This is a genomic window from Cecembia sp., from assembly GCF_007126775.1.
In the GTDB taxonomy this organism is placed as follows: Bacteria; Bacteroidota; Bacteroidia; order Cytophagales; family Cyclobacteriaceae; genus Cecembia.
Window position 1 is genome coordinate 1 of record NZ_SLAP01000052.1, and the last position, 26139, is coordinate 26139.

24 protein-coding genes are annotated in these 26139 nt (G+C 38.8%); 16 read left to right on the forward strand and 8 right to left on the reverse strand.

What is annotated here, in order from left to right; all coding sequences use genetic code 11:
* Positions 1 to 651: 651 nt before the first annotated feature.
* Positions 652 to 2916: a helix-turn-helix domain-containing protein gene (locus QZT73_RS03520; protein ID WP_291784026.1), complete on the reverse strand. Its 2265-nt coding sequence runs from the start codon at positions 2914 to 2916 to the stop codon at positions 652 to 654.
* 129 nt (positions 2917 to 3045) lie between these two features.
* Between QZT73_RS03520 and QZT73_RS03525 the strand changes: the two genes are divergently transcribed.
* The 5 genes from QZT73_RS03525 to QZT73_RS03545 all read left to right on the forward strand — a co-directional run bounded on the left by QZT73_RS03525 (position 3046) and on the right by QZT73_RS03545 (position 7363).
* Entirely contained in the window at positions 3046 to 3750 is a 705-nt protein-coding gene (locus QZT73_RS03525; RefSeq protein ID WP_291786638.1) for an SDR family oxidoreductase, read from the forward strand.
* A gap of 4 nt (positions 3751 to 3754) precedes the next feature.
* Positions 3755 to 5734: a (E)-4-hydroxy-3-methylbut-2-enyl-diphosphate synthase gene (ispG, locus tag QZT73_RS03530; protein ID WP_291784030.1), complete on the forward strand. Its 1980-nt coding sequence runs from the start codon at positions 3755 to 3757 to the stop codon at positions 5732 to 5734.
* An 87-nt stretch (positions 5735 to 5821) separates the two neighbouring features.
* The gene (locus QZT73_RS03535; protein ID WP_291784032.1) at positions 5822 to 6013 is read left to right on the forward strand and encodes a DUF6728 family protein; all 192 of its coding nucleotides are present in this window, start codon (positions 5822 to 5824) and stop codon (positions 6011 to 6013) included.
* 40 nt (positions 6014 to 6053) lie between these two features.
* Positions 6054 to 6407: an MmcQ/YjbR family DNA-binding protein gene (locus tag QZT73_RS03540; protein WP_291784034.1), complete on the forward strand. Its 354-nt coding sequence runs from the start codon at positions 6054 to 6056 to the stop codon at positions 6405 to 6407.
* Entirely contained in the window at positions 6404 to 7363 is a 960-nt protein-coding gene (locus QZT73_RS03545) for an ABC transporter ATP-binding protein (protein ID WP_291784036.1), read from the forward strand. The genes QZT73_RS03540 and QZT73_RS03545 overlap by 4 nt, the downstream gene beginning before the upstream one ends.
* Positions 7364 to 7399: 36 nt before the next feature.
* Here the strand turns inward: QZT73_RS03545 and QZT73_RS03550 are convergent, their stop codons facing one another.
* The 5 genes from QZT73_RS03550 to QZT73_RS03570 form a co-directional block, all read right to left on the reverse strand.
* Positions 7400 to 7918 (reverse strand): peptidylprolyl isomerase, encoded by a 519-nt coding sequence (locus QZT73_RS03550; RefSeq protein ID WP_291786640.1) that lies wholly within the window; start codon positions 7916 to 7918, stop codon positions 7400 to 7402.
* Positions 7919 to 7939: 21 nt separating this feature from the next.
* A complete protein-coding gene (locus tag QZT73_RS03555; protein WP_291784040.1) occupies positions 7940 to 8257 on the reverse strand; it encodes a hypothetical protein in 318 nt (105 codons plus the stop codon).
* Positions 8258 to 8338: 81 nt separating this feature from the next.
* Complete coding sequence (gene leuS, locus QZT73_RS03560; RefSeq protein ID WP_291786642.1) at positions 8339 to 11113, reverse strand: leucine--tRNA ligase; 2775 nt, start codon at positions 11111 to 11113, stop codon at positions 8339 to 8341.
* A 125-nt stretch (positions 11114 to 11238) separates the two neighbouring features.
* Complete coding sequence (locus tag QZT73_RS03565) at positions 11239 to 12171, reverse strand: hypothetical protein (RefSeq protein WP_291786643.1); 933 nt, start codon at positions 12169 to 12171, stop codon at positions 11239 to 11241.
* 78 nt (positions 12172 to 12249) lie between these two features.
* The gene (locus tag QZT73_RS03570) at positions 12250 to 13152 is read right to left on the reverse strand and encodes a mechanosensitive ion channel domain-containing protein (protein ID WP_291784046.1); all 903 of its coding nucleotides are present in this window, start codon (positions 13150 to 13152) and stop codon (positions 12250 to 12252) included.
* A gap of 157 nt (positions 13153 to 13309) precedes the next feature.
* Between QZT73_RS03570 and QZT73_RS03575 the strand changes: the two genes are divergently transcribed.
* Positions 13310 to 14851, forward strand: coding sequence for a bifunctional GNAT family N-acetyltransferase/carbon-nitrogen hydrolase family protein (locus tag QZT73_RS03575; RefSeq protein ID WP_291784048.1), 1542 nt, complete (start codon positions 13310 to 13312; stop codon positions 14849 to 14851).
* Positions 14852 to 14893: 42 nt separating this feature from the next.
* Positions 14894 to 16573 carry a L,D-transpeptidase family protein gene (locus tag QZT73_RS03580; RefSeq protein ID WP_291786645.1) on the forward strand — a complete coding sequence of 560 codons (1680 nt, stop codon included), beginning with the start codon at positions 14894 to 14896 and terminating at the stop codon, positions 16571 to 16573.
* Positions 16574 to 16580: 7 nt separating this feature from the next.
* Here the strand turns inward: QZT73_RS03580 and QZT73_RS03585 are convergent, their stop codons facing one another.
* Complete coding sequence (locus QZT73_RS03585; RefSeq protein ID WP_291786647.1) at positions 16581 to 17291, reverse strand: murein L,D-transpeptidase catalytic domain family protein; 711 nt, start codon at positions 17289 to 17291, stop codon at positions 16581 to 16583.
* Positions 17292 to 17567: 276 nt separating this feature from the next.
* Here QZT73_RS03585 and QZT73_RS03590 point away from each other — a divergent pair, with 276 nt between their 5' ends.
* The 9 genes from QZT73_RS03590 (at position 17568) to guaA (ending at position 24531) form a co-directional block, all read left to right on the forward strand.
* Positions 17568 to 17978 (forward strand): 6-carboxytetrahydropterin synthase, encoded by a 411-nt coding sequence (locus QZT73_RS03590; RefSeq protein WP_291780675.1) that lies wholly within the window; start codon positions 17568 to 17570, stop codon positions 17976 to 17978.
* Positions 17938 to 18633, forward strand: coding sequence for a GTP cyclohydrolase I FolE (gene folE, locus QZT73_RS03595; protein WP_291780672.1), 696 nt, complete (start codon positions 17938 to 17940; stop codon positions 18631 to 18633). The genes QZT73_RS03590 and folE overlap by 41 nt, the downstream gene beginning before the upstream one ends.
* A gap of 111 nt (positions 18634 to 18744) precedes the next feature.
* Positions 18745 to 19431, forward strand: coding sequence for an SDR family oxidoreductase (locus QZT73_RS03600; RefSeq protein ID WP_291780669.1), 687 nt, complete (start codon positions 18745 to 18747; stop codon positions 19429 to 19431).
* 76 nt (positions 19432 to 19507) lie between these two features.
* Entirely contained in the window at positions 19508 to 19771 is a 264-nt protein-coding gene (locus tag QZT73_RS03605; RefSeq protein ID WP_291780666.1) for a hypothetical protein, read from the forward strand.
* A 16-nt stretch (positions 19772 to 19787) separates the two neighbouring features.
* Positions 19788 to 20231 (forward strand): hypothetical protein, encoded by a 444-nt coding sequence (locus QZT73_RS03610; RefSeq protein ID WP_291780663.1) that lies wholly within the window; start codon positions 19788 to 19790, stop codon positions 20229 to 20231.
* A complete protein-coding gene (locus QZT73_RS03615; protein ID WP_291780660.1) occupies positions 20228 to 20857 on the forward strand; it encodes a flavin reductase in 630 nt (209 codons plus the stop codon). Before QZT73_RS03610 ends, QZT73_RS03615 begins: the two co-directional genes overlap by 4 nt.
* Positions 20858 to 20869: 12 nt before the next feature.
* A complete protein-coding gene (locus QZT73_RS03620) occupies positions 20870 to 21883 on the forward strand; it encodes a ligase-associated DNA damage response exonuclease (protein ID WP_291780658.1) in 1014 nt (337 codons plus the stop codon).
* A 24-nt stretch (positions 21884 to 21907) separates the two neighbouring features.
* Positions 21908 to 22909, forward strand: a complete 1002-nt coding sequence (locus QZT73_RS03625) for a phosphotriesterase (protein WP_291786649.1) — start codon at positions 21908 to 21910, stop codon at positions 22907 to 22909.
* A 92-nt stretch (positions 22910 to 23001) separates the two neighbouring features.
* Positions 23002 to 24531 (forward strand): glutamine-hydrolyzing GMP synthase, encoded by a 1530-nt coding sequence (gene guaA, locus QZT73_RS03630; RefSeq protein WP_291786651.1) that lies wholly within the window; start codon positions 23002 to 23004, stop codon positions 24529 to 24531.
* 105 nt (positions 24532 to 24636) lie between these two features.
* Here the strand turns inward: guaA and QZT73_RS03635 are convergent, their stop codons facing one another.
* Entirely contained in the window at positions 24637 to 26091 is a 1455-nt protein-coding gene (locus QZT73_RS03635; RefSeq protein WP_291786654.1) for an NADP-dependent isocitrate dehydrogenase, read from the reverse strand.
* Between the last annotated feature and the right edge of the window lie 48 nt (positions 26092 to 26139).

The following is a 26139-nucleotide window of genomic DNA, read 5'->3' on the forward strand; positions in this document are numbered from 1 at the left end:
ACATTATTAAGACCCTCAGGAGAGATCCTGGGGGTTTTGTGTTTTCTGCCAAATCTCCAAGGGTTAGACGCGTGGAGAGTAGAGCCTGTCCCGGGCACCGGGATCGCCGCCACATTATTAAAGACCCTCAGGAGCAATCCTGGGGGTTTTGTGTTTTAAGGGGGAGAAGAGAGAGACGGGTAGCGAGATATAAGACTCAAGATTCAAGACTCTAGACATAAGAAATAAGACTTAGGTCGCCGAACTCTTCTGCTCCGGGAGACAATTTAATTCTTTTGTTTCCTTTTGTCTCTTTTGTGGTTCAATTAAATTCTTTGACTGGGAGGAGATATATTTTTAAACACAAAAGTTCACAAAAGCCTGTTAGAAGCGAGACACAAGATGCAAGAATTAAGATAAAGTGGGATTTCGGAAAACGGAAGTCGGAAGTGGGTTTCCATGATGATTCTCTTTTGTTTCCTTTTGTTCCTTTTTCCGATTTTCGGGACAGGTTGTGGTTCAAAAAAACCTTGTTTGTTGTGTGGCCTGTCAAGTGGAGCTGGAAGCTCCATATTCAGGGTCTGAAGTTTGGGAACTCCTAACAAATGGGACAAGTTTTTTGCGTCAATTATTTACTAAATATTAAGCAAATCCCCTGATATTTCAGGCTTTCTATAATCCCATATGTGCAGATACCATTTTTAATGTACCAAAGTCATAAGTACCAGGTGCTTCCTGTCTTATGGTTCCAAGGTCTCCATTATATTTCTTAATCATTTCTGCTACTTTTTGATAAGTTGATTCATCCATATGATCAAATAAAGATACCCTTCCTTCTTTAATACCCTTGGCCAAATGTCCTTTGATTGTCGATTCGGCGAGGCCTCTTTGGACTGCGATTTCTTCAATACTGCCTCCTTTTTCACTCATCTCATAAGTGATTTCATAGGTTTCACCTTTGACCCTTTTGAGTTTGGGAGAATTATCCGACTTTTTCTTTTTTCCAGTCTTGTTTTTTAAAAATTTAGGATTGTTCTCTGTCAAAGTTTTGGCTTCTTGGACCAGATCTATGCGTAAATTTCGAATATCCTGCTGAATAGATTCCAGTCGGCCAATTTCTTTATTTTGAAGTATGGCAGCCACCAAAATGCTCACTTTTTTGATCTGGGTCATTTTTTTCAAGACTTGTATCTCTAACTGCCCGAGTCCCTCAAGGTATTTTTTTGTTTGGGAAAAGCGTTCCACTTCAGCAGCATGAACCAATAACAATTTCAACTGCTTTTTTAAAAAACCGCTGTAATACAATGCACCTTTATTTAGCCTTTCTGTAAGTTTTTCTTCGTCTTGCTGATGAAGTAACTGGATCAGCTGTCTTTGGAATACCTGTGTATTGGAAAACTCCATCTCGAAACCTTCAAGAATCTTGGGTATAGCGATCTGCATTTCTATATCCTCAAACTCAAATCCACTTTCTGTTTCTTTCATGAATTTTTTACTACCTTGTATCAAGTCAACAAAGCTAAAAGTCTCCAATAGTAACTTTTCTAAATATTTTTCCTGATGCTTTTTCAACAGGCTTTGCAAGGATTCCTGATCTTTTGTTTTTTGGGTGAAATTGACCACGTCATGATCACTGTAAATAACATTATTTTGAATTCTTGTCCTTAATACCAAACCATCCAGTCCTTTTAATCTACTAAGTGCCACATAAACCTGACCAGGAGCGAATGCCTGTCCTACATCGATGATCGCTTTTTCAAAAGTAAGCCCTTGGCTTTTGTGCACAGTAACTGCCCAAGCCAATTTAATAGGGAATTGTTCAAAAGTGCCTATTACCTCCTCTTCCAATTCTTTTGTGGTATCGTTGACCACATATTTTTTATTTTCCCATAATTCGCGTTTTAAAGTATATTTAAGCTTATTTTCAGCCATAATCACTTTGATTTCTCCATCTTCTATGGATTTCACTTTGGCCATTTTTCCATTATAGTATTCCCCATTACCACTGCTATCGTTTTTTATAAACATTACCTGGGCCCCTTCTTTTAATTCTAGAGTTTTAGGAATGGGGTATAAGTTTTCCGGATAATCTTTTTCAATTTTGGCTTCAAATAGATGGGATGGACTCTTTAATGCCTGTAATTCTTTCTGATTTTGTGCATCAGCCTTGTAATTATGGGTAGTAATTATTACTGTATCTTCAATATCCTTGATTTGATCCTCTGTTTTAAAATGTTGATTAAGTTCTCTTATATCCTCTTCTGTTGCACAGTTGTCCCTTAAATGGTTAAGTAGGGTTATAAATTGCTCATCTTTTTGTCTGAAAATCCTGTCGAGTTCAAGGTAAACCATCCCTGACTGCTTGAGCGCATGGGCTTCAAAAAAATGCATACTGTTATAAAATTTACTCAATATCTGCCACTCTTGATCCTTAACAATCGGAGGAAGTTGATACAAATCCCCAATAAATAAGACTTGTATGCCGCCAAATGGTTCTTCAAAATTGCCTTTTACACTTTTTAAGCGGTAATCTATAGCATCCAAAATGTCAGCTCTCAGCATACTGACCTCGTCGATGATCAGCAAATCAATAGCACCCAGCACTTTTTTTCTTACCGCATTCAGTGCATGTCTTCTGGCCAAGGAAAACTGGGTGAAAACCTGCCCACCATTGCTGAAATTCCCTTCCGGCTCTCTTGTTGGAAGAAAACTTCCCAGGGGCAATAAAAACTGGGAATGTATTGTAACCCCTCTTGCATGCAATGCGGCAATGCCAGTTGGGGCAACAATTACATAAGACTTATGGGTCAAATCTGATAGATTTCTAAGAAAAGTAGTTTTCCCAGTCCCTGCTTTCCCGGTCAAAAAAATCGGACTGTTGGTACTGTTCACAAAATGCGCAGCAAGTGTTAATCGATCTGTAACCTTTATTTCCATAAAAATAAAATTAAAATAAAAATTTCAGGAGCACCGTGGAATATCCGTTTAAGTTCGCAAAGTTTTCAAAAAAATGTAACTTTGTTTCCTGTAAATAGTTGTTATACTAACTATTAAAGCACTAATCAAATGACTAAAAGTATTTTGGTGACCGGAGGAACAAAGGGAATAGGTAGGGCTATCATTGATAGATTTGCTGAAGAAGGTTTTGATGTTTATACTTGTGCCAGAAGTACTGAGGACCTGAACGCACTCGAAGATGAATTCAGAGAGAAATTTCCCTCTCAGAAAATTTTTACCATGAAAGCTGATCTCTCTTCAAAGGATGAGGTTTTTAATTTTGCCTCAGAAGTAAAAAGACGGGTTGTTCCGGATGTACTGATAAATAACACAGGTGTATTTTTGCCAGGGGCCATACATTCAGAGCCAGAAGGTAATTTTGAAACCATGATGCAGACAAACCTGTATTCTGCATATTACCTGACCAGGGCATTTACCGATGAGATGATCAGAAGAAAATCAGGCTATATTTTTTCTATAGGTTCCATAGCTGGACTTACAGCGTACGCCAATGGAGGAAGTTATGCGATTTCAAAATGGGCTATGTTAGGATTTACCAAATGCCTTAGAGAAGAATTAAAAGGTTTCAATATAAAAGTCACTTCAGTTTTACCGGGAGCTACTTATACTGCTAGTTGGGAAGGGGTAGATATTCCGGTAGAAAGATTTATGAAAATAGAGGATATTGCAGCATATGTTTGGGGAGCGTATAACCTTCCACCTTTTTCAGTTGTTGAAGAAATAGTTATCAGACCGCAATTAGGAGATTTATAACCTTATGGAAACCAAAGCACTGTTGGAAAAAGTTCGCTATTGCAATAGCCTTACTTCTTATTCAAGAAGAAAAACCATACCAGTTAAAGTTGGTGATGTAACAATTGGAGGGGACCATCCTATTGTGGTCCAATCCATGACGACTGTAGATACCATGGATACCATAGGCTCTGTGGAACAATGTATTCGAATGATAGATGCAGGATGTCAGTTGATTCGAATTACAGCTCCCAGTATCAAAGAAGCAGAAAACCTGAGGGAGATAAAAAAAGAGCTTTTAAATAGAGGTTACAATACCCCCTTGGTAGCCGATATTCATTTCACCCCAAATGCGGCAGAAATTGCTGCCAGGATCGTGGAGAAAGTTCGAATCAATCCCGGGAATTATGCAGACAAAAAGAAATTTGAGATCATCGAATATACTGATCAGAGTTATCAAGAAGAATTAGAAAGAATAAGAGAAAGATTTTTGCCCTTGGTCAAGATCTGCAAAGCGCATGGAACGGCCATGAGAATAGGCACCAATCATGGTTCTTTATCAGACAGGATAATGAGCCGTTATGGTGATACCCCATTAGGAATGGTGGAATCTGCACTGGAGTTTTTAAGAATTTGTGAGGATGAAAATTTTCATGATATCGTGATTTCTATGAAATCCTCAAATACCCAGGTAATGGTTCAGGCTTACAGACTTTTGGTAAATAAACTTGATGAAGGGGGATTCAAAGCTTATCCCTTGCACCTCGGCGTGACAGAGGCTGGAGATGGAGAAGACGGGCGAATCAAGTCTGCTGTTGGTATAGGCACTTTACTCGAAGATGGATTAGGTGATACAGTCAGGGTATCACTTACAGAAGATCCTGAATTTGAAGCTCCTGTAGCCAAAGCATTGGTGGATAGGTATGAAAATCGCGGAAGTCACGCGCCAATTGATGAGATCAATCTTTACCCGATTTCTCCTTTTGAATATAATAGGAGAGATACTTTAGAAGTGTTCAATTTTGGAGGAACCAATGTGCCTCGGGTTATTGCGGACATTTCTGCTTTATCTCAAATTTCAGAAAAAGAAATGAAGCAAGTTGGTCATTTTTATTTGCCAGAATTGGATAAATGGAAAATGAATGATCAAGGTGCCGACTATGTATTTTCAGGAGCTAATCCAATTCCTTTCATGCTGCCCAATGGCATGAAGGAAATTCAATATTTTGCCATTTGGCTCAACTCTAAAGATCAGGTAAATACCTTTCCCGCATTTAATTTAGAAGAGTTTAGAACTGCAGAAAAATGCCACTATGGTCTAAATTTCCTGTTATTGGAGGATGATCAAATTTCCCAAGCATTGCCTTTGCTGGAAGGTAGAAAAGATGTGGTGGTTATTTTGCACAGTGACAACCTTCACAAACTTCCGGCATTAAGAAGGGCTTTCTTTGAATTGCTGGAAAACCATAGCCAATTGCCTGTAGTAGTCAAGGTCAATTACCCTAAACAGCCCCAAGATCAGACCATGATTTATTCAGCTACCGATGTGGGAGGGCTTTTAGTAGATGGATTGGGAGAAGGGATTATGATCAGTATCGAAGCTTATCAAGGTGAGGAGAGGTCAGGAATTTTAGAACAAATTAAGTTACATAATTCGGTAAGTTTTGGTGTCCTACAGGCAGCAAGAACAAGGATGTCAAAGACGGAATATATTTCCTGCCCATCATGTGGCCGTACTCTTTTTGACCTGCAGGAAACCACAGCAATGATCAGGAAAAGGACTGATCATTTGAAAGGAGTCAAAATTGGAATTATGGGATGTATTGTCAATGGTCCTGGAGAAATGGCAGATGCTGATTATGGATATGTCGGTTCAGGAAAGGGTAAAATCACCCTTTACAAAGGCAAAGAAGTTGTCAAGAGGTCTGTTCCTTCTGAAAAGGCGGTGGATGAGTTGATAGAAATCATCAGAAAAGATGGCATGTGGCTCGAACCAGAAGTATGATTCGCTGGTTATTAGATTAAAGCAATAAAGAAGTGGGAAATTATTGCCCTGTTTTATCATATCCCAAAAAAAGAAAAGTACAACCCCATGGCAAATAGCAAATTAAAGGAATTTTTTCAGCTAGGTGAAGTATCCAATTACTTTATCAGGGTTTTCCAAAAACCAGACCCTAACAAGCCAAGCAATTTCAACCTCAGGATGATGCATGGCATCAATAAAATATCCATCTTGATGTTTTTAGCAGCCATCATTATTTGGATAATAAAAAGGGTGGCATAAACTTTTGTGTTAGCAATGGACTGGTTAAATTTATCTCTTAATGGATTTGATCTATTTCAGAGATTATTGTTTGGCCAAGCCAGGAACATCTGAGGATACCCCTTTTGATGAAAATACACTCTGCTTTAGGGTGGGAAAAAAAATTTTTGCAATAACTGATATTTTAGACTTTGAAAGTGTCAATTTGAAATGTGATCCTGAATATGCGATCGAATTACGTGAAAAATTCCCCGGAATTCAACCGGGATATCATATGAACAAAAAGCACTGGAATACAGTGAGTGCCAATGGTTCAGTGCCCGATTCTTTGATTTTAAAATTGACGGATCACTCATATGAATTGATTTTTTCAAGTTTACCAAAAAAAGTCAAGGAGGAGCTGAACAATAAATGACCTACCTGAAGATTGACCAAATTAACAAAAGTTATGATGGTGATAAAGCGGTGATAAAAAACTTATCTCTTGATTTGGACAAGGGGACGGTAGTTTCCTTGGTTGGAGAGAGTGGCTCAGGAAAAAGTACCTTGCTCAAAATTGTGGCAGGGCTTGAATCCAGAACGAGCGGGGAAATTTTTTTGGACCAGGTACGTATTTCAAACCCCAAGGAAAAGCTCGTTCCCGGATATGATGAGATTCAATTGGTCTATCAAGATTATCATTTGTATCCCAATTCAACCGTTGAGGAAAATGTTACAAGGCCGTTATTGCTTTACGATAAAACATATAAAAGAGCAAGGGTAAAATTGATTCTGCAGCTTTTAGGACTGGAAAAGTTTAAGGAAAAATTACCCAGACAGCTTTCAGGAGGCCAACAGCAAAAAGTAGCAATTGGGAGGGCAATGAGTTTGGAACCTCAGGTTTTATTGCTAGATGAACCTTTTTCCAGCTTGGATACGATTCAAAGAAGGGAATTGATTGCCGAACTGAGGGAGATGTTCCAAAAACTAAAAATGACAGTTTTATTTGTTACCCACGATTTGGATGATGCCCTTCAGATGTCTAATGAATTGGTGTTGATCCAAAATGGAAGGTTGATTCAGAGAGGGCATCCAGAAGAGATATTTTCAAATCCTAAAAATATTTATGCAGCAAAACTTTTCAGTCATTTGAATCCGCTACCGGGAAAGACAGATTCTTATATAAGACCTTCGGATGTTCAACTTTTTAAAACTTCGGGGATTGCAGCCAAGGTTGTACAAAAACAATATTTGGTTCATTTTAACCAATTGACCGTGCAATTACAGGATGGTACATTCTGGTTTGTGGAAGATAAGAAAAGGCGTTTTGGTGTCGGAGATAGGATCCACATCCAATGGGAAAATCATCGTGAAATAGGTCCGGTAAAATAAAAGCCCCAAATTCAAATTTGGGACTTCTAGTAAATATCATTCGTCAATTTCATCCTGAATTTGCCCTGCCTGCAATTCCTCGGTAGTTGCTTCTCGGACTTCAAAAACTTCGCCTTCAAAATGGAGGTCAAAACCCACTAATGGATGGTTGAAATCTAAAAGAATTTCTGCACCCATGTCTTTCAATACTTTTGCTTGCAAAGGGAATCCCTTTTCGTCCAGAAGTGGAAGAAAATTACCTTCTTCCAACATTGCTGGTTCAAAGCCTCTATCTTTACTGAACTGTTCTTTAGGCAGAGTCATGATGAGTTCATCATCGGCTTCTCCGTATGCGTCCTGTGATGAAATCACGAAATTAAAGGTGTCTCCTTCTTTTTTATCCACTAAGTAAGATTCAAATTTTTCCGGCAATCCACTTTGGCCAAAGATAAAATAAAATGGATCTTCTTGACCCCTTACTTCAACACTAAATGGAACAGACTCTATTTCATCAGCTTCTTTGCTGACTTTTAATTCGTAGGTAAGACCTACAACAGCGCTTTTAATTATATTCATAAGACAAAGTTAGGGAAAGTTTTACTTTATAGCCCCATTTATCATGACTACAAGTATGGCAATCATACTGAATAGGAAGCAAAAAAAGACTGCTTTCCATTTACCCTTAAATGAATAATACACCGAAAACAAAAAAATAACACTGAATGCCAAAGCGAAAAACAATAGGACTTTCAGGTATAATTCCTCTGATGCGTGGAAATAAGGTGCCTCTTCTTTTTCAGGGTATCTGTTTGCTGCTTCTCCCCACCAATTGATGGCCATCCATTCTTTCCAATAGGAGTATGCGAATATTCCAGAAGACACGATGGCAGCAAAGGGGACAAAGATTTTGTTCATGGTGCAGAACTAAATGAAAAGCAATTCCAATTACAGGGTCTGCGGATTGATTTCCCCCAGACCCATAAAAGAGGGAATGCCTTAAACGACAATATTGATGATTTTACCTGGTACGACTATCACCTTTTTTGGAGATTTTCCCTCCAGCCATTTTTGCACAGTTCCATCACTTAGGGCTGCTTTCTCCACTTCTTCCCGGTTTAGGGAAAGGGCTAAAGGAAGTTTTGATCTTACTTTACCGTTGATAGATACTGGATACTCATGGCTATTTTCTATCAGGAATTCTTCCTTGAATTTGGGGAATTTGGCATAAATGATGGAATCTTTATGTCCCAGCATAGTCCATAATTCCTCAGTAATATGGGGTGCATAAGGTGAAATAATCACTGCTAAAGGTTCCAAAATTTCTCTTTTGTTGCATTTTAATGCAGTGAGCTCATTTACACAGATCATAAAAGAAGCTACAGAGGTATTGAAGGAGTAATGCTCCAAATCTTCTTGGGTTTTCTTGATTGTTTTATGAAGGATTTTTAGTTCGTCTTTGCTCGCCTTTTCTTCAGACACGCTTAAAACTCCATTTTTATCATGATACAGTTTCCAGAGTTTTTTCAAAAACTTCGATACACCATCTATGCCATTGGTATTCCAAGGTTTAAATTGTTCCAGTGGCCCCAAGAACATTTCATACATTCTCAATGTATCAGCCCCATAGCGTTCAATGATATCGTCTGGGTTGACCACATTGTATTTTGATTTGGACATTTTCTCTACCTCTGCACCACAGATGTACTTACCATCTTCCAGGATAAATTCAGCATCAGCCAAATCAGGTCTCCATGCTTTGAATTTTTCCAAATTCAATTGATCGTTGTGTACGATGTTCACGTCCACATGCATGGAAGAAGTCTCATATTCATCTTTCAAACCAGAACTCACAAAGGTATTGGCCCCTTTTATCCGATAAACAAAATTAGACCTGCCCTGAATCATGCCCTGATTGATCATTTTGCTGAAGGGTTCTTCGATTCTGACCACACCGATATCAAAAAGGAATTTTGTCCAGAACCTGGAATATAACAAATGTCCCGTTGCATGCTCTGCTCCTCCTATATATAGGTCTACAGCACCCCAATACTTTTCGATTGCAGGATCTACCAGTTTTTCAGTGTTCTTGGGATCCATGTACCGAAAAAAGTACCAGCTCGAACCTGCCCAGCCCGGCATGGTGCTTTTTTCAAGTGGAAATTCACCATCTGCAGTAGTATAGGACCAGTTCTTAGCTCTTCCCAAGGGAGGCTCTCCGTCTTCAGTCGGTAAATATTTATCTACTTCCGGCAAGACCAAAGGGAGATCTTTTTCCTCTATAAGATAGGGTAGTCCTTCTTTAAAATATACCGGTAGTGGTTCTCCCCAATATCTTTGACGCGTAAAAATGGCGTCTCGCATCCGGTATTGTATTTTCCCTTTACCTATTTTTTTTTCTTCCAAGAAAGCAATGGCTTTATCCATGGCTTCTTTCATCTCCAATCCGGAAATAAAACCTGAGTTGATAATGGTCCCACCTTTTCCAGGGAAAGAGCCGTTTTCCATACTTCCTTCGATCACCTGTCTGATCTCCAGTCCAAAGTGTTTCGCAAAGTTATAATCTCTTTCATCATGAGCAGGTACGGCCATGACTGCCCCCGTTCCATAGCCAGCCAAGACATAGTCAGCAATCCAGATTTGAATTTCTTCCCCATTGAAGGGGTTGATGGCATAGGATCCCGTAAATGCACCTGAAATGGTCTTAACATCAGACATCCGGTCTCGCTCTGATCGGTTTTTGGCCATTTCTACATAGGCTTCAGCATTTTTCCTTTGCCCTTCAGTGATGAGCTCTTTCACATAATCATGTTCTGGAGCAAGTGCAAGGTAAGTAACTCCAAAAATCGTATCAATTCTGGTAGTAAATACCTTGATAAGCTTGTCCTGTCCCTTTACCTGGAACAGCATTTCTGCTCCGATAGACTTTCCGATCCAGTTACGCTGCATTTCTTTGATAGGCTCGGACCACTCTAGGGCATCTAATCCCTGAAGTAAGCGTTCCGCATATGCTGTGATACGCATACTCCACTGCATCATCTTCTTTCTTTCAACGGGGTGGCCTCCCCTTTCCGAAAACCCATCTTTTACTTCATCATTGGAAAGTACCGTTCCTAAGGCGGGACACCAGTTGACGGTAGTTTCTGCCAAATAGGTCAATCGGTATTTGAGCAATATTTCTTGTTTTTGATTTTCAGAAAAAGCATTCCATTCTGGAGCTGAAAACTCCAGTATGTCTTCATCAGAAACTGCATTCACTTCGAAATTCCCTGAATTCTGAAATGTTTCTACCAAAGAAGCTATGCTTTTGGCTTTATCTTCATTTTTATCATAGTAGCTATTGAATAGCTGCATGAAAATCCATTGGGTCCATTTGTAATAATCTGGGTTGGAAGTCCTCACTTCTTTGGCCCAGTCAAAGGCGAAGCCTATATTTTTTAATTGCTCAGTATAGCGATTGATGTTTTGCTCGGTAGTAATCGCGGGGTGTTGGCCTGTTTGAATAGCGTATTGCTCAGCTGGTAAACCAAAGGAATCATAACCCATTGGATGTAGGACATTATATCCCTGTAATCTCTTGAATCTTGTTATGATGTCAGAAGCTATATAACCCAGTGGATGGCCTACATGCAACCCTGCTCCGGAAGGATAGGGGAACATGTCCAGCGAGTAAAACTTGGGTTTAGAACTGTCAGCTTTGGCATTGAAGACCTGGTTTTTTTCCCAATAAGCCTGCCATTTTTTTTCTATTTTCTGAAAATTGTAATCAGCCATTTTTGGATAAATGCGTTGTGTTTGAACAATTGCTTGCAAAAATAGAAAAATAAACGGGATTCGGCTTTTGCCTAATCATAAAGACAAAAACTTACTGCTCTTCAAATGATGAAAAGTGTCCTTCTTTAAAAGTTATATCGCCTAACTCCTAAATTTCTTTTCTTTGAGCGATTGTACCAAATATCTCTGCTCAAATAGATTTCAACGCCTATATTGATGGAAAGGTAACCATCAAATCTTTCGTCCAGCCCGGAACCTCTCCTGATTCTACCACCATTATTCATGATTCTTTCCACATCTGGCTCCCCGTTCTCTTTCAAAAAGTTTGGATTTCGGATAGCCAATTGAAGCCTTTGGGGATTTGGTCCGTTACCATTGACACCATAATCCTGAATGAGGTCCATATAAAACTCACTGACATCAAAAGCACTGATATCATCCAGATAATCTGTAAGGGTCCAGCGGTAATTCAATTCAAGAATCAAATCCATCCAAAAGTTGGCTTTATATTTTACCCCAATTCCTGTTGGAAAAACAATTGCATATTTGCTATAGGGATTATTCTCCAATTGCAGAGGCCTTAATGCCAACCATTCCCCTCTTAGATTGGCTTGGGGATCATTGGTTGTAAAACCCACTCCCGCAAAGCCATAAATATTAAAGAAATCACGATCAATATTGTACCTTTTTACAGGTTTTAAATGAAACTCCCCAATGGCAGTCATTTCCCAGTTCCTCGCCCTGAATGAAAGATTACGTGGATTACGGTTACTTCTTGGATCAGCCGGTGGATCCTGTCCTGAAATCTGGTAGTAAGTCCCTTCTATCCTGGCTCGGATATAATTTCCTAATGTTCTCCTAACTGCAAAATTTATGTTCCAGTCAGGTTGAACTCCTTCATCGTATTTCCACAAAGAATATAATTCTCCGAAATACTGCGTTGGCCCCACAGATGTAGACACAGACCATGGGGTTTCAAATCTGTAATAATTAAAACTTTGTGAAAAAACAAAGTGATTTATTGACAGAAAAAATAAGAGTAAAAATAGCCGCTTCATTTATTTCTATTTGAAAATCAATTTTTTGGGTAATTGCAATAAAATGCTTGTTTACTGAGTAAATAAATAGAAAAAATATCAATTATTCAATTTTTCGTAACCACTTTTAATATGAATATCTCTTTGAGGGAAAGGTATTTCCACACCCTCCTTAGAAAATCTTTTGAAGATTTCGAAGTAAAGTTGACTTTTAAGCACCTTAGGTTTATTGACATATTCTGAGGTCCAAACCCGCAGGTAAAAGTTAAGACTGCTATCATCAAATTCATCAAAGAGCACATCAGGCTGGGGGGATTCTAAAACATTAGGATTATCTTTTGCTACTTGCAAAAGAATTGATTTGACTTTTTCGGGATCTTCTTTATAAGAAACGCCAACAGGAAAATTAAACCTTACCTTATATTCATTGTGAGACCAGTTGATAACCTGGTCATCAATAAATTTCGAGTTGGGGATAATTACACTGATATTATCATTGGTTACTACGGTGGTTGACCTTGAGGATATTTTGATTACATCTCCGGAAATATTTCCAACTTCAATCCTATCACCGATTTTAATGGGCTGTTCAAAAAGTATGATCAGACCACTGATAAAGTTGTTAGTGATATTTTGAAGACCAAAACCAATACCAACGCCCAATGCACCTGCTAGGATTCCAAATGCGCTTAAGTCTATTCCATTTGTTTGAAGAATTGAAAATAAACCTGCAATTACAATAATATACTTTACTATGGTGCCAACAGATTGTCTGGTTCCGCTTTCAATCTGATATCTCTTTAGCACCCTATTGACCAAAAGTTTTTTAATCCATTCGGACAGAAAAAGTAAGATGGCAATGGAAATCACCAAAGTGATAAGTAAGCCTAAAGTCAAAGAGGAGTCCCCTATTGAAAAAAGCCTGATATTTAAAACATCATTAAGGAGATCAAAAAAATCTCCAATTTTCTCTTTTTTAAATTCCCAAAGGCCCTTTTCCATTTTCAAAATTACTTTTTTTAGAAATTAAAATTACAAGTTCTCATTGATTATAAATTATTTTCAAGGCGATTTGTTATTTAAGAATATTTAGTTCCTTTTGAGTGGTCATATATTCGATTTTTAAGATAATTGGTGGAATTTTAGTTAATTTTGTGGCATGAGTAAACAAAGAGAGGAATTAGAGCACCGCTTAAAGTTAAGAAATATTAAGCTCTCAGATTATGATGATATTAGAGATATCATGGTCAGTATTTACAAGGATCAAGGAGGGGCATGGACCAAACAGGAGCTGAAAAATCAATTGAAAGTTTTTCCAGAGGGGCAGATATGTATAGAGGATAATGGGATAGTGGTAGCTGCTGCCCTGAGTTTGATTGTAGATTATGGTAAGTTTGGAGATAACCATACTTATGATCAAATAACAGGATACGGTAAATTTGATACCCATGACCATGATGGTGATACACTCTACGGTACGGATGTCTTCGTTCACAAAGAATATCGGGGTATGCGCCTCGGAAGAAGGCTTTATGATGCCCGCAAAGAGCTTTGTGAAAATCTTAATCTCAGGTCCATCATTGCCGGAGGAAGGATACCCGGATATTCCAATTATGCGGATCAAATGACACCAAGAAAATACATCGATCTAGTAAAGAGCAAAGAAGTTTTTGATCCAGTACTTTCCTTTCAGTTGGCCAATGAATTTCACGTTAGAAAAGTAATCACAAAATACTTGCCTGAAGATACCGATTCAAGAGCATATGCCACACTTCTGGAGTGGATCAATATTTACTATGAGAAGGATGAAAAACTAATAGGCAATAAAAAGTCGATTGTCAGATTGGGTCTCGTGCAATGGAAAATGAGGCGGTTCAACAGTGTCGATGATCTGATGCAACAGGTAGAGTTTTTCGTCGATACAGTGTCAGGCTACAAATCAGACTTTTGCCTTTTGCCTGAATTTTTCAATGCACCTTTATTGGCGGAATTCAATGACATGGATGCCTCAGAAGCTATTCGTAACTTAGCGGATTACACAAATGAGATCATTACCCGTATGAGTGACTTGGCATTGTCCTATAATGTTAACATAATCGCAGGGAGTATGCCTGAATATGATGGGAAAAAGCTAAGAAATGTAAGCTATCTCTGCCGAAGAGACGGTACAACTGACAAACAATATAAACTCCACATTACCCCCGATGAAGCTGCGTATTGGGGACTTCAGGGAGGAAATGGAATCAGGGTTTTTGATACTGATGCCGGTAAAATCGGTATCCTGATCTGTTATGATGTTGAGTTTCCTGAATTAGGGAGGATATTGGCCGAACAGGAAATGGATATCCTTTTTGTTCCTTTTTGGACAGATACTAAAAATGCATTCTTAAGAGTAAATATCTGTGCGAAAGCCAGAGCCATAGAAAATGAATGTTATGTTGCGATTACCGGTTCTGTTGGAAATCTTCCAAGAGTGGCGAATATGGATATACAGTTTTCCCAATCCGCTGTTTATTCTCCATCGGATTTCTCATTTCCTCATGATGCAACAGTGGCACAGGCTTCTGAAAATGCAGAAACTACAATTGTCGCAGATATCGATCTCGATCTCTTGACAAAGCAAAGGAAGGCGGGAAGTGTGAGGAACCTGGAGCAAAGAAGGTTGGATCTCTATTCCATACAGTGGAAAAAGAAGAAATGATCCCATAACTACAACTCGAAATGAAGTAAAGCTGAAAAAAATATGATGGTTAAAAACCTACTTTGTATCCTTTTCTCTCTATCAGTGCTACATGCAATTGCACAAGAAGAAATTATGCATAATAGAACTACTTTTTTTATCCGTAGTTTTCTTGAGCCAACGGATCCTTCCCAAAAACCTATGGTAGAAGGCCAACAACTTTTCAGTTCAGTGGTAGTGCACCGTTTTTATTCCGAAAGACAGTTCGAATCAGCCTGGATTCAAGATGATACAGTTTTGCGCGAACTGGCCTATGAGATGAGGTATGAAATAAAACAGGCAAAGTTTGATGGCCTCCAACCTGATGATTACCACCTCTTGGCAATTGACGGACTATTTTCAAAATATGAAATGGCTAGAAGTTCGGGATTGGCTTTACCGGCAATTGAACTTGCCGCTTTGGACCTTTTACTTTCGGATGCTTTTGTAATGTTAGCCTCCCATTTATATCACGGGAAAGTGGAGCCGGAACAACTGCGGACTGTATGGAATATACAGCGGTCAAATCCAGATTTAAAAATAGACCAAAGGCTTTATTTTGCAATTGATAATGGAAGTATTAGACGTGCCCTTCAGGAACTCTATCCCACATTTACCATATATAGGCCTATGAGGGAAGGATTAAGGAGATTATATGATCACTTGGATCGGTTTCAAACGGAAAAGATGACTACTTGGAAGGAGCTAAAAACCCCGAAATCCATCAAACTAGGCGATAGCCATTCAATTATCCCAGAAGTAATTCAACGTTTGTCTTTTTGGGGATATCTGCAAGAAGATTTTGAGGATTCGGGAAAAGAATACACTGCAGCCATAGAGGAAGCCATAAAAAAATTGCAGGTAAAGTTTGGTATGGATCCGGACGGAATCATTGGTCAGGGTACCCTGTATGCGCTCAATCAAGATCCCGGAAGTTTAATTAGAAAGGCTTCTGTAAACTTAGAAAGGCTAAGATGGTTGCCTGACAGTTTAAAAGAAGGTGAATTAATCGTCGTGAATACGGCCAATTTCCAGCTTGATTTTATTCAAAAAAAGGATACCATTCTCAGTTCTCGAGTGATTGTGGGAAGGAGTTTTCATTCTACACCACAGTTTTCAGCAATGATGTCTTATTTGGTATTTTCCCCAACTTGGACTGTGCCTCCTTCTATTTTGCGGCAGGAGGTCATTCCCGGTATGCGAAAAGATCCACAATACATGGCCAATAAAAGGATGCGGTTATTGACATTTTCAGGAGAGGAGGTTCCTGTAAATAGTGTCGATTGGTCCAAAATAAGTGCAGCTGGATTCCCATATATGGTGCGTCAGGATCCGGGCGATCACAACTCTTTAGGCCTAGTCAAATTTATGTTTCCAAACAAGCACCATGTTTACATTCATGATACGCCAGCCAGATCATTGTTTGCAAGAGAAGATAGGGCTTTAAGTTATGGCTGCATTAGAATTCAAAAACCATTTGAATTGGCGAAATTACTCCTCCAAAATAATCCACGTTGGACAGACGAGCAGATCAGAAGTGCCATGAGGCAAAGTAGGGAACAGGTAGTAAATCTGGATAGAAAAATTCCTGTGGTAATTTTGTATCTAACGTATTGGACAAATCCGAACGACCAAATGGTTTACAGAAATGATATTTACAAAAGAGATGAGGAGATCTATCTTGCACTTATTCAAAAGAGATAATACTCCTTTATGAATTAAGAATCTGAGAATTTCTGACATAAGTCTCGTCATTCCCGAAAATAAATAATATTGATTTATTTTTGATTAGATCTATTACTTCATTGGCAATCTCTTGTGGTACTGCCGGGCAGCCAAGGCTTCTCCCTAATCGGCCTGTCTGTGAAATAAATTCCTCTTTGGCATATTCTGCTCCATGGATGACGATGGCCCTGTCCCTGGCTTTGTCATTGAACCCCTCCTCAAGACCATCCAACCTCAAAGAATACCCGTGCTTTCCCAGATAAGTCTCTCCCGTTAGGTAAAAACCTAAACTACTCATATATGAGGAACTTGTATTTGAGAATTTTTGAGCCATTAGATCCCCTGAGTTCCTACCATGGGAGACATACCCATGATGAAGTATTTCCCCTTCTTCCATGTCTATGATCCACATTCTCTTCTCCGAGGAGGGTAATGTAAAGTCAATTACCGTTAATGGTTTCCCATCAGGAATTGATGTTTCCGCTTGCAACTTCAGGTAGCCTTTGACCCCAAAACTTAGGACATCTCTTGTAGGGAGTGTTTTGTCTGCATTTTGGGTATGGGTACTGACCAAATGTATCATATGGTCTTCAAGCGAAAGATTCTCCAAAACGTATGAGGGGAAACTATTTACAGGGAAATTGCTTGAAAACGTACCGCCGACCAATAGGGTGATTAAAATTATTGTTCTTCGCATTCCAATTCAATTAATGAAATATTAACAAATAAAGTTCCAAACTGCCTTTTTCACAAATAAACTGCATCAAATTGTAAAAATAAAATTATTGCCAGATCCAATTTAAGAGGTTAAAAAAAGTATCCTTGGAACTGATTCCCATAATAATTCTGTTTCCATTGCTGTGGATATGTAAAATCAGACTTAAACAATCAAGAATTACTGTTCATACAATATTTGTTTAAAGAAAATTAAAAAAAATTAAACAAAAAATCAGGAATCCCTGTTTGTTAAACAATGAAAGTATCCGTATTTAGAAAAGAGCATTTCAACGCTGCGCACAGATTGCATAATCCAAATTGGTCAGATAAACAAAATGAAGCTGTCTTCGGAAAATGCAATAATTACAATTATCATGGGCACAACTATGATTTAATTGTAAAACTCGATGGACCTATCAACCCAGATACAGGATATGTATTTGACATGAAGGTTTTGAGTGATCTTATTAAAGAGCATGTATTAAATAGGTTTGATCATAAAAACTTAAATTTAGATACCGATGAATTTAAAAATCTTATCCCCTCGGCAGAAAACATTGCTGTGGTTATATGGAATATTTTAAGAAAAGAAATTGATTTAAAATTTGATTTAACAATTCGATTATATGAAACAGAAAGAAACTTTGTTGAATACTGTGGATCTTGAATTCACTAGAAACATTGACGAAATAGGTGATGAACATATAGGTACATCCGACCAGACTCCATTGAGAGAAGATGCCTTTGAAATGGATGATGATTTGAAAATGGAATTGATAGAAAAACATTTCAAAGAGATTATGAATGTCTTGGGTTTGGACCTTACAGATGACAGCCTGAAAGGAACGCCAAGAAGGGTTGCAAAAATGTATATCAAGGAAATTTTCAGTGGACTTGATCCAAAAAACAAGCCCAATGTCAAACTTTTTGAAAATAAATATAAATATAGGGAGATGCTCGTTGAAAAGGATATTACTTTCTTTTCAAACTGTGAGCACCACTTCGTTCCAATATATGGGAAAGCGCATGTGGCCTACATATCCAATGGAAATGTTATAGGGCTTTCAAAAATTAACCGCATTGTTCAATATTTTGCCAAAAGGCCACAGGTTCAGGAACGATTGACTATGCAGATTGGTAATGAACTTAAAGAGCTATTAGGGACAGATGATGTGGCAGTGATCATAGATGCGCATCACATGTGCGTGTCCTCCAGAGGAATACAGGATGTCAACAGTTCAACAGTCACTTCTTTTTACAGTGGAAAATTCGAAGAAGATGAGCAGACAAAATCAGAATTTTTGAAATATCTGAGTTTGTAAAATATACAATCAACTAAACCAACACAAGCCGGAACCAGTTTCCGGCTTTTATTTTTTGATTTTACCTAAACATTTTACTTTTCTATTAATTACATATTAAAGCATTGTTGTATGAAAAATAAAAATATTGTTGTCATAGGAGGCAACTCAGGAATTGGTGCCTCTGTTGTAGAAAAATTGCGTATTCTGGGAGCGAATACTTTTTCCTATTCCAAGAGTGGAGAAGCGGGGGAGGTTTTAGATGTAACGGAAAACTTCAGTCAAATTGAAGGTCTTCCAGAAGCGATAGATGGTCTAGTATATTGCCCGGGTACGATTAATCTTAAGCCTTTTCATAGGTTTACTATTGAAGACTTTCAGCAGGATTATGAAATAAACCTTTTGGGGGCGGTTAAGGTACTTCAGGCTTCGTTGAAAGGTTTAAAAAAGTCAACTTCTGCCTCTGTGGTATTGTACAGCACAGTAGCAGTAGGGGTTGGACTTGGTTTTCATGCCTCCATTTCCAGTGCAAAGGGTGCAGTTGAAGGTTTAACGAGGTCTTTGGCGGCAGAATGGGCACCTTCAAAAATAAGGGTAAATGCCGTTGCACCTTCTTTGACGGACACACCCTTGGCATCACAACTCTTAGGCAATGAGGACAAAAAAGAAGCTTCTAATAAAAGACATCCTCTGGGAAGGTATGGAAAACCTGAAGATATTGCTGCTGCAACCATATATTTGTTATCAGAAGAATCTGGTTGGATGACCGGACAGGTACTGCATTTAGATGGTGGCATGTCTTCCATTAAAGGAATGTAATTTAGGGATAAAACAATTGAGACAGAAAAAGAGTAGTATTATCAGGGTATTCTCCCTAACTTTAAAGTAACAGATTATGAGGACTCCACCGGAATCATTTTTGATTTTCAAGGAAGAATTAGAAAAAGCCAGGATTGAAAAAGAGCGGCTTAAAAAAGAATATGAAGTCAAAGTGGCTGAATTGAATAAAGAATTATCCAGATTGAAAGAGCAAATTCATTCCCAACAAGAATTGATTAAAACTACTATGGATTATGCCATTAGACTAGAAGAAAATCTGGGTTCCTTCAAGGAAGAAGTGAGCAATGGTAAAAAAAGTCAGAACCGTACGTTCCACTAAAAACCCTTAAATCAACATGAATACTACGGCCAATATCATAGAAGAAAATAATTTCCAACTGAAGTTTGAAACGCGTTATGCCAAGGTTTATGCCAATACGGATAGAGGTATGGTTATATGTGAGCTCCTTTCAGACTATATTCCAATTGAAGATTTTAAGGAAACCTTCAAGAATATAAGCAGTATAGTGGAATCAGGAAAATATGAAAAATTCATTTTTGATAAAAGGTCCTTACGGGCCTTTCATCAACCCAGTATGGAATGGTATTTTCTAAATTGGAAGAATAAAATGTTGGAGCTTGGACTCCAAAAACACCGTAAAATCCTGCCTGAAGAAAAATGGTTTGAAAAAATGGTGATGATAGCCAAAGAACAAATTTTAAAAAATAACCCTGATAACATCATTCATCTTCTGGATATCAGGTATTGTAATTCGATAGAAGAAGCTATTCTTATATGATTAAGTATTTTGACAAAGCCTCCATCATGGAGGCTGAATCTTTTTTCAGAAGGGATTTGATCAATTCTCTAACAGGCTATAAAAGTCTTAACTTAATAGGAACAAAAAGTACATCAGGAACCAATAACCTTTCCCCCTTTTCTCAGATTTTTCATATCGGGGCAACGCCCCCTTTCGTTGGCATATTGTTCAGGCCCCATACTGTTGAGCGGCATACTTTGGAAAATATTCTGGAAACCGGGGTTTTTACATTGAACCATGTCACAGAAGCTTTTTTTAAAGAAGCCCATCAGACCGCTGCAAGGTATGAAGGCTCAGAATTTGAAGCTGTAGGACTTGAAGAAGTATATTTGGCTGATTTTTTTGCCCCTTTTGTAAAATTGAGTCCAGTAAAGGTAGGATGTCGGCTTGTGGAACATCAGACGCTGCAAGTCAATGGAACAGTAATGGTCATCGCTTCGATTGAGCACCTATTCGTTGAACAAAAGGGCCTCCGTCCAGATGGTTCTCTTGACCTCAATATGCTGGGGACTGTAACTGTTTCCGGCTTAGATGAATACCATGTGGGTAAAAGACTTGCCAGACTTAGTTATCCTAAGCCAGGGAAAGAATTACGGGAGATCTGAAATGATTAAAGCATGGGAAAGAGCTTGATCGAATTAACCCCATCTGGAATTTATTGTCCAAAAGCAGGTATTTTTATTGATCCATGGAAGCCGGTAGAAAAAGCAGTGATAACACATGCGCATTCTGATCACTCCCGATGGGGAATGAAATCCTATCTGGCGCATAAAGCTTCTGAAGAAGTTATGAAATTAAGATTGGGAAAGGACATATCCCTTCAGACCATTGACTATCAGCAGGTGATCCATATGAATGGGGTAGCTGTTTCTCTGCATCCTGCCGGGCATATTCCCGGATCTTCTCAAATCAGGTTGGAATACAAGGGTCAGGTAGCTGTAATTAGCGGAGATTATAAATTGGAGGATGATGGACTTTCTGAGCCATTCGAACCTGTACATTGTCATGAATTTGTTTCTGAGTGTACCTTTGGTTTACCAATATACAAGTGGGAGCCACAACAGTTGGTGTTTGAACGCATCAACAAATGGTGGCAAACCAATGCAGCGCATAACAGAAACTCTGTAATATTTGCTTACTCTTTAGGCAAGGCTCAAAGGGTTCTTAAAAATATTGACAAGGATATTGGAGAAATTTTTGCTCATGGTGCAATTTGGAATACCAACCAAGCCCTTTTGGCTAATCATATCAAGGTTGTGGATGTGCCCAAAGTAACTGCTGATATTCCCAAATCAAGATACAAGGGCGCCTTAATCATTGCCCCTCCATCTGCAATGGGTACCCCATGGATGAAAAAATTTTCACCGTATAGGACGGCTGTCTGTTCAGGCTGGATGAACATCAGGGGCGCAAAAAAAAGAAGGGCTGCAGATACTGGATTTGTACTTTCTGATCATGCCGACTGGCCCAGTTTGATCAAAGCAATAAAGGCCACAGCAGCAGAACGGGTTTATTTAACCCATGGTAGTACTGCGGTTTTTGGAAAATACCTGGAGGAAGTCGAGAATATAATGGCAGTGGAATTGAAAACGCTTTTTGAAGGAGAAGATAGTAATTTGGAGGTGGAATGAATTTTCTTTTAATTTAGTACTTGTATGAAAAGATTATTTCTCATCCTGCCAATTTTGTTGGTCTTTCAGTTTTGTAAGGCACCTGATCAAAATGAAAACCTTGTAATAAATACTGTTTTGGGTGAAATTGATCCTAATGCTTTGGGTATCACTTTGGTCCATGAACATGTTTTGGTAGATTTTATAGGAGCTGACTCTACTGGAAATCACAGATGGGAAAGAGATGAGGTTGCCTCATTTTTAATCCCTTTTTTAAAAGAAGCTATGGACCGTGGCGTAAAAACCATGATTGAATGCACCCCTTCCTACCTGGGTAAAGATCCTGACCTCCTAAAAATGCTTTCAGAAGCAACTGGTATGCAATTCATTACAAATGTAGGTTATTATGGTGCTGTTTCAGGAAAGTATTTGCCTTTTTATGCCTTTGGAGAATCTGCTGAAGATCTCGCTAAAAGATGGATAAATGATGCCCGTAATGGTATAGCGGAGACAAAGGTTAAGCCAGGCTTTATCAAGATTGGCGTCAATGAGGGAGAAAAACTTTCTGATATGGATGCAAAGTTGGTTAAAGCTGCTGGCATAACTCACCTTGAAACAGGTTTATTGATAGTTTCACACACAGGGTCTTGGAAGACAGCCAAGGCACAGATAGATTTGTTAAAGGCCAATGAGGTGTCTCCCAAGAGTTTTGTTTGGGTTCATGCACAGAATGAAAAGGATTTTGAAAATTATCGCTTAGCGCATCAAGAGGGGGTTTGGATAAGTTTGGATGGGATCGTATGGGATGTAAAAGGACACCTGGACCGTTTGCTTTTTATTAAAAATCACCTCGACCTTGAAAAGGTTTTGATTTCTCACGATGCGGGCTGGTACAGTCCGGGAGAACAGGACCAAAATAAATTCAAAGGGTATACCAGTTTATTTGATGAGCTGATTCCTTTACTTTATGACAATGGTTTTACAAAAGTAGATGTAGATAAAATGCTAATAGAAAATCCAAGACGGGCTTTCTCACTTCAAAATTAGCCTGAGTTTATCGCAACCTAAGGTTTCAAAATATTCTTCTGAAAATATTGTAAAATCTTTTCTCGTTTTATTGGCCCTGTGTACCTTTGCGCATGGCAGAACAGATACTTATACTCGATTTTGGTTCTCAATATACACAGCTCATCGCCAGAAGGGTCAGGGAACTCAATGTTTATTGTGAAATCCATCCATATAATAAAATCCCAGAGATTACAGCTGATATCAAAGGGATAATTTTGTCAGGAAGTCCCTGTTCGGTCAGAGATTCCGATGCACCCAATATTGATCTTGATAGCATCCGTGGAAAATTACCTGTCTTAGGCGTTTGCTATGGAGCACAGATGATGGCCCAAAAATATGGGGGGGAAGTATTGCCTTCTGAAATCAGAGAATATGGAAGGGCTAATTTGACACATATTGATCAACATTATGAATTGTTGAAAGAGATGACCCATGGTTCCCAGGTATGGATGTCCCACGGGGATACCATCAAAAAACTGCCGGAAAATTTCAAAGTAATAGCCAGTACACCAGCTGTTCAGGTTGCAGCTTTCAAAGTGCAGGGGGAGGAAACTTACGGCATACAGTTTCATCCAGAAGTTACCCATTCGCTTGAAGGTAAAAATCTTCTGAGGAATTTTGTGGTCCATATCTGTGGTTGCATGCAAGAGTGGACTTCTGATATGTTTGTAGATACCACAGTTGCAGAACTTCAGATCAAATTGGGTAATGATAAAGTTGTCATGGGATTGTCAGGAGGGGTTGATTCATCTGTAGCCGCCACATTGATCCATAAGGCTATAGGTGAAAATTTGACCTGCGTATTTGTAGACAATGGATTATTGCGTAAAAATGAATTTGAGGAAGTCCTTGAATCTTATAAAACCCTTGGACTGAACGTCATCGGGATTGATGCCAGACAGCGTTTTTACGATGCTTTGAAAGGGCTCACAGAACCTGAAGCCAAAAGAAAGGCAATCGGAAGGGCCTTCATTGAGGTTTTTGATGATGAAGCCCACAAAATTGAAGGTGTGAAATGGCTTGGCCAGGGAACCATTTACCCGGACGTAATTGAATCAGTTTCTGTCAAAGGCCCATCTGCAACCATCAAATCCCACCATAATGTGGGCGGTCTTCCTGATTTCATGAAACTCTCTGTTGTTGAACCCCTAAACACCTTGTTCAAAGATGAGGTAAGGGAAGTTGGGAGATCTCTGGAAATCCCGGAAGCTATAATCGGAAGACATCCTTTTCCAGGTCCAGGTCTGGCTATTAGGATTTTAGGAGATATTACTGCTGAAAAAGTAAAGACTTTACAGGAGGTAGATTATATTTTTATTCAGGGTCTCAAAGAACATGGGTTGTATGACCAGGTTTGGCAAGCTGGAGCCATATTGTTGCCAATTCAGTCAGTAGGGGTTATGGGAGATGAAAGGACTTATGAAAAAGTTGTTGCATTGAGGGCAGTTGGCTCAGTAGATGGTATGACTGCGGATTGGATTCATTTACCCTATGCGTTTTTAGGAAAGATGTCCAATGAAATCATCAACCGGGTAAAAGGTGTCAATAGGGTTGTTTATGACATATCCTCCAAGCCACCTGCAACCATTGAGTGGGAATAGGATTTTTTTCAAAAGGACCTTAAATACAACCCTTTACATTTCAGTATAAAAAAACAACCCGATCAATTATGATCGGGTTGTTTTTTGAATGGATTTTTGTAATGGTTATTCTCCTTGGGCCAAGGAATATCCCCTCACTTCATTGAAGGTGTACAAATGCTCAGTTTTTATAAAATCAAAACCCAGATCCTTAATCTGCTTTAGCAGATCCAATACATCATCATGTTTGATTTTTGATTGCTCCGCAGTTTTAAATCTGCATCTCCAATGGTCAGTACAGAAAGTTTCCGGCATTCCCTCTGGATATACTTTTACTCCTCTGTTGGTGATCAATTGTAACTTAAGACCGTTTGCGTCTGCTTTCCTTAGCCGCTCTCCGATCACATCAGGATTTCGGTTATCCTCATCCCAGTCAATGAATACATCTACACCAATCAGTGCTTTCTTTTCCTTATTGACCGGGCTTAATTTGATTTCCAGAGGTCTGGTTGAGGACTTATCAAAAACTGCAGGAATCATATTTTTTGGTTTTTGACCCAACCTTTCTACAACTGCCTGTGCAAATTCTTGGGTGCCTACCTTTTTGGTTGAAATACCATTTTGGTAAATATCACCTGTATGTAATCCGTCTTCCAGGGTCTTCATCCATGCATTGGCTATTTTTTCCGCTATTTCAGGCTGACCAATGTGAACCAGCATCATGATGGCACCATTTAGAAGCCCGGAAGGATTGGCAATATCCATCCCGGCAATATCCGGAGCAGATCCATGAATTGCCTCAAACATGGCTACTTCTTCACCTACATTGGCAGAACCGCCCAAACCAACAGAGCCCGTTACCTGTGCTGCAATATCGGAAATGATATCACCATAAAGGTTCAGCGTAACGATTACATCAAAAATCTCAGGTCTTTCAGCAATTAAAGCCGATCCGATATCGATGATTTTATGATCTGTTTCAATTTCTGGATATTCTTTGGCTATTTCATCAAAGGTTTTATGAAACAGACCATCAGCCAATTTCATGATGTTGTCCTTGGTCATACAAGTTACTTTTTTCCTTCCATATTTCTTGGCATATTCGAAGGCATACCTGATGATTTTTTCAGAGCCAGGTCTTGAAATCAGTTTGAGTGTCTGATATACTTCCTGTGTTTGCCTGTGCTCAATTCCTGCATATAGGTCCTCCTCGTTTTCTCTGATAATTACAAGGTCCGTTTTAGGAAAATGTGTTTTGATAAAAGGAGAATAAGCCTTACAGGGCCTTACATTTGCAAAAAGTCCAAAAGACTTACGGGTTGTTACGTTCAGACTTTTGAACCCTCCTCCCTGTGGCGTTGTAATTGGAGATTTCAAAAAAACTTTCGTTTCCCTTAAAGAGGCAAATGACTTGGGTTCCATTCCTGAACTTATCCCTTTCAAATAAACTTGTTCGCCTATTTCGATAACATCGTACTCCAGTTGTGCACCTGCTGCATCAAGTATACTTAAAGTGGCTTTCATGATCTCCGGGCCGATACCATCTCCGTAGGCGACAGTTATTTTTCTTTTTGATGACATATATAGATATGGGTTTTGTTGAACTTTCAATGTGCTGCAAAAATATAA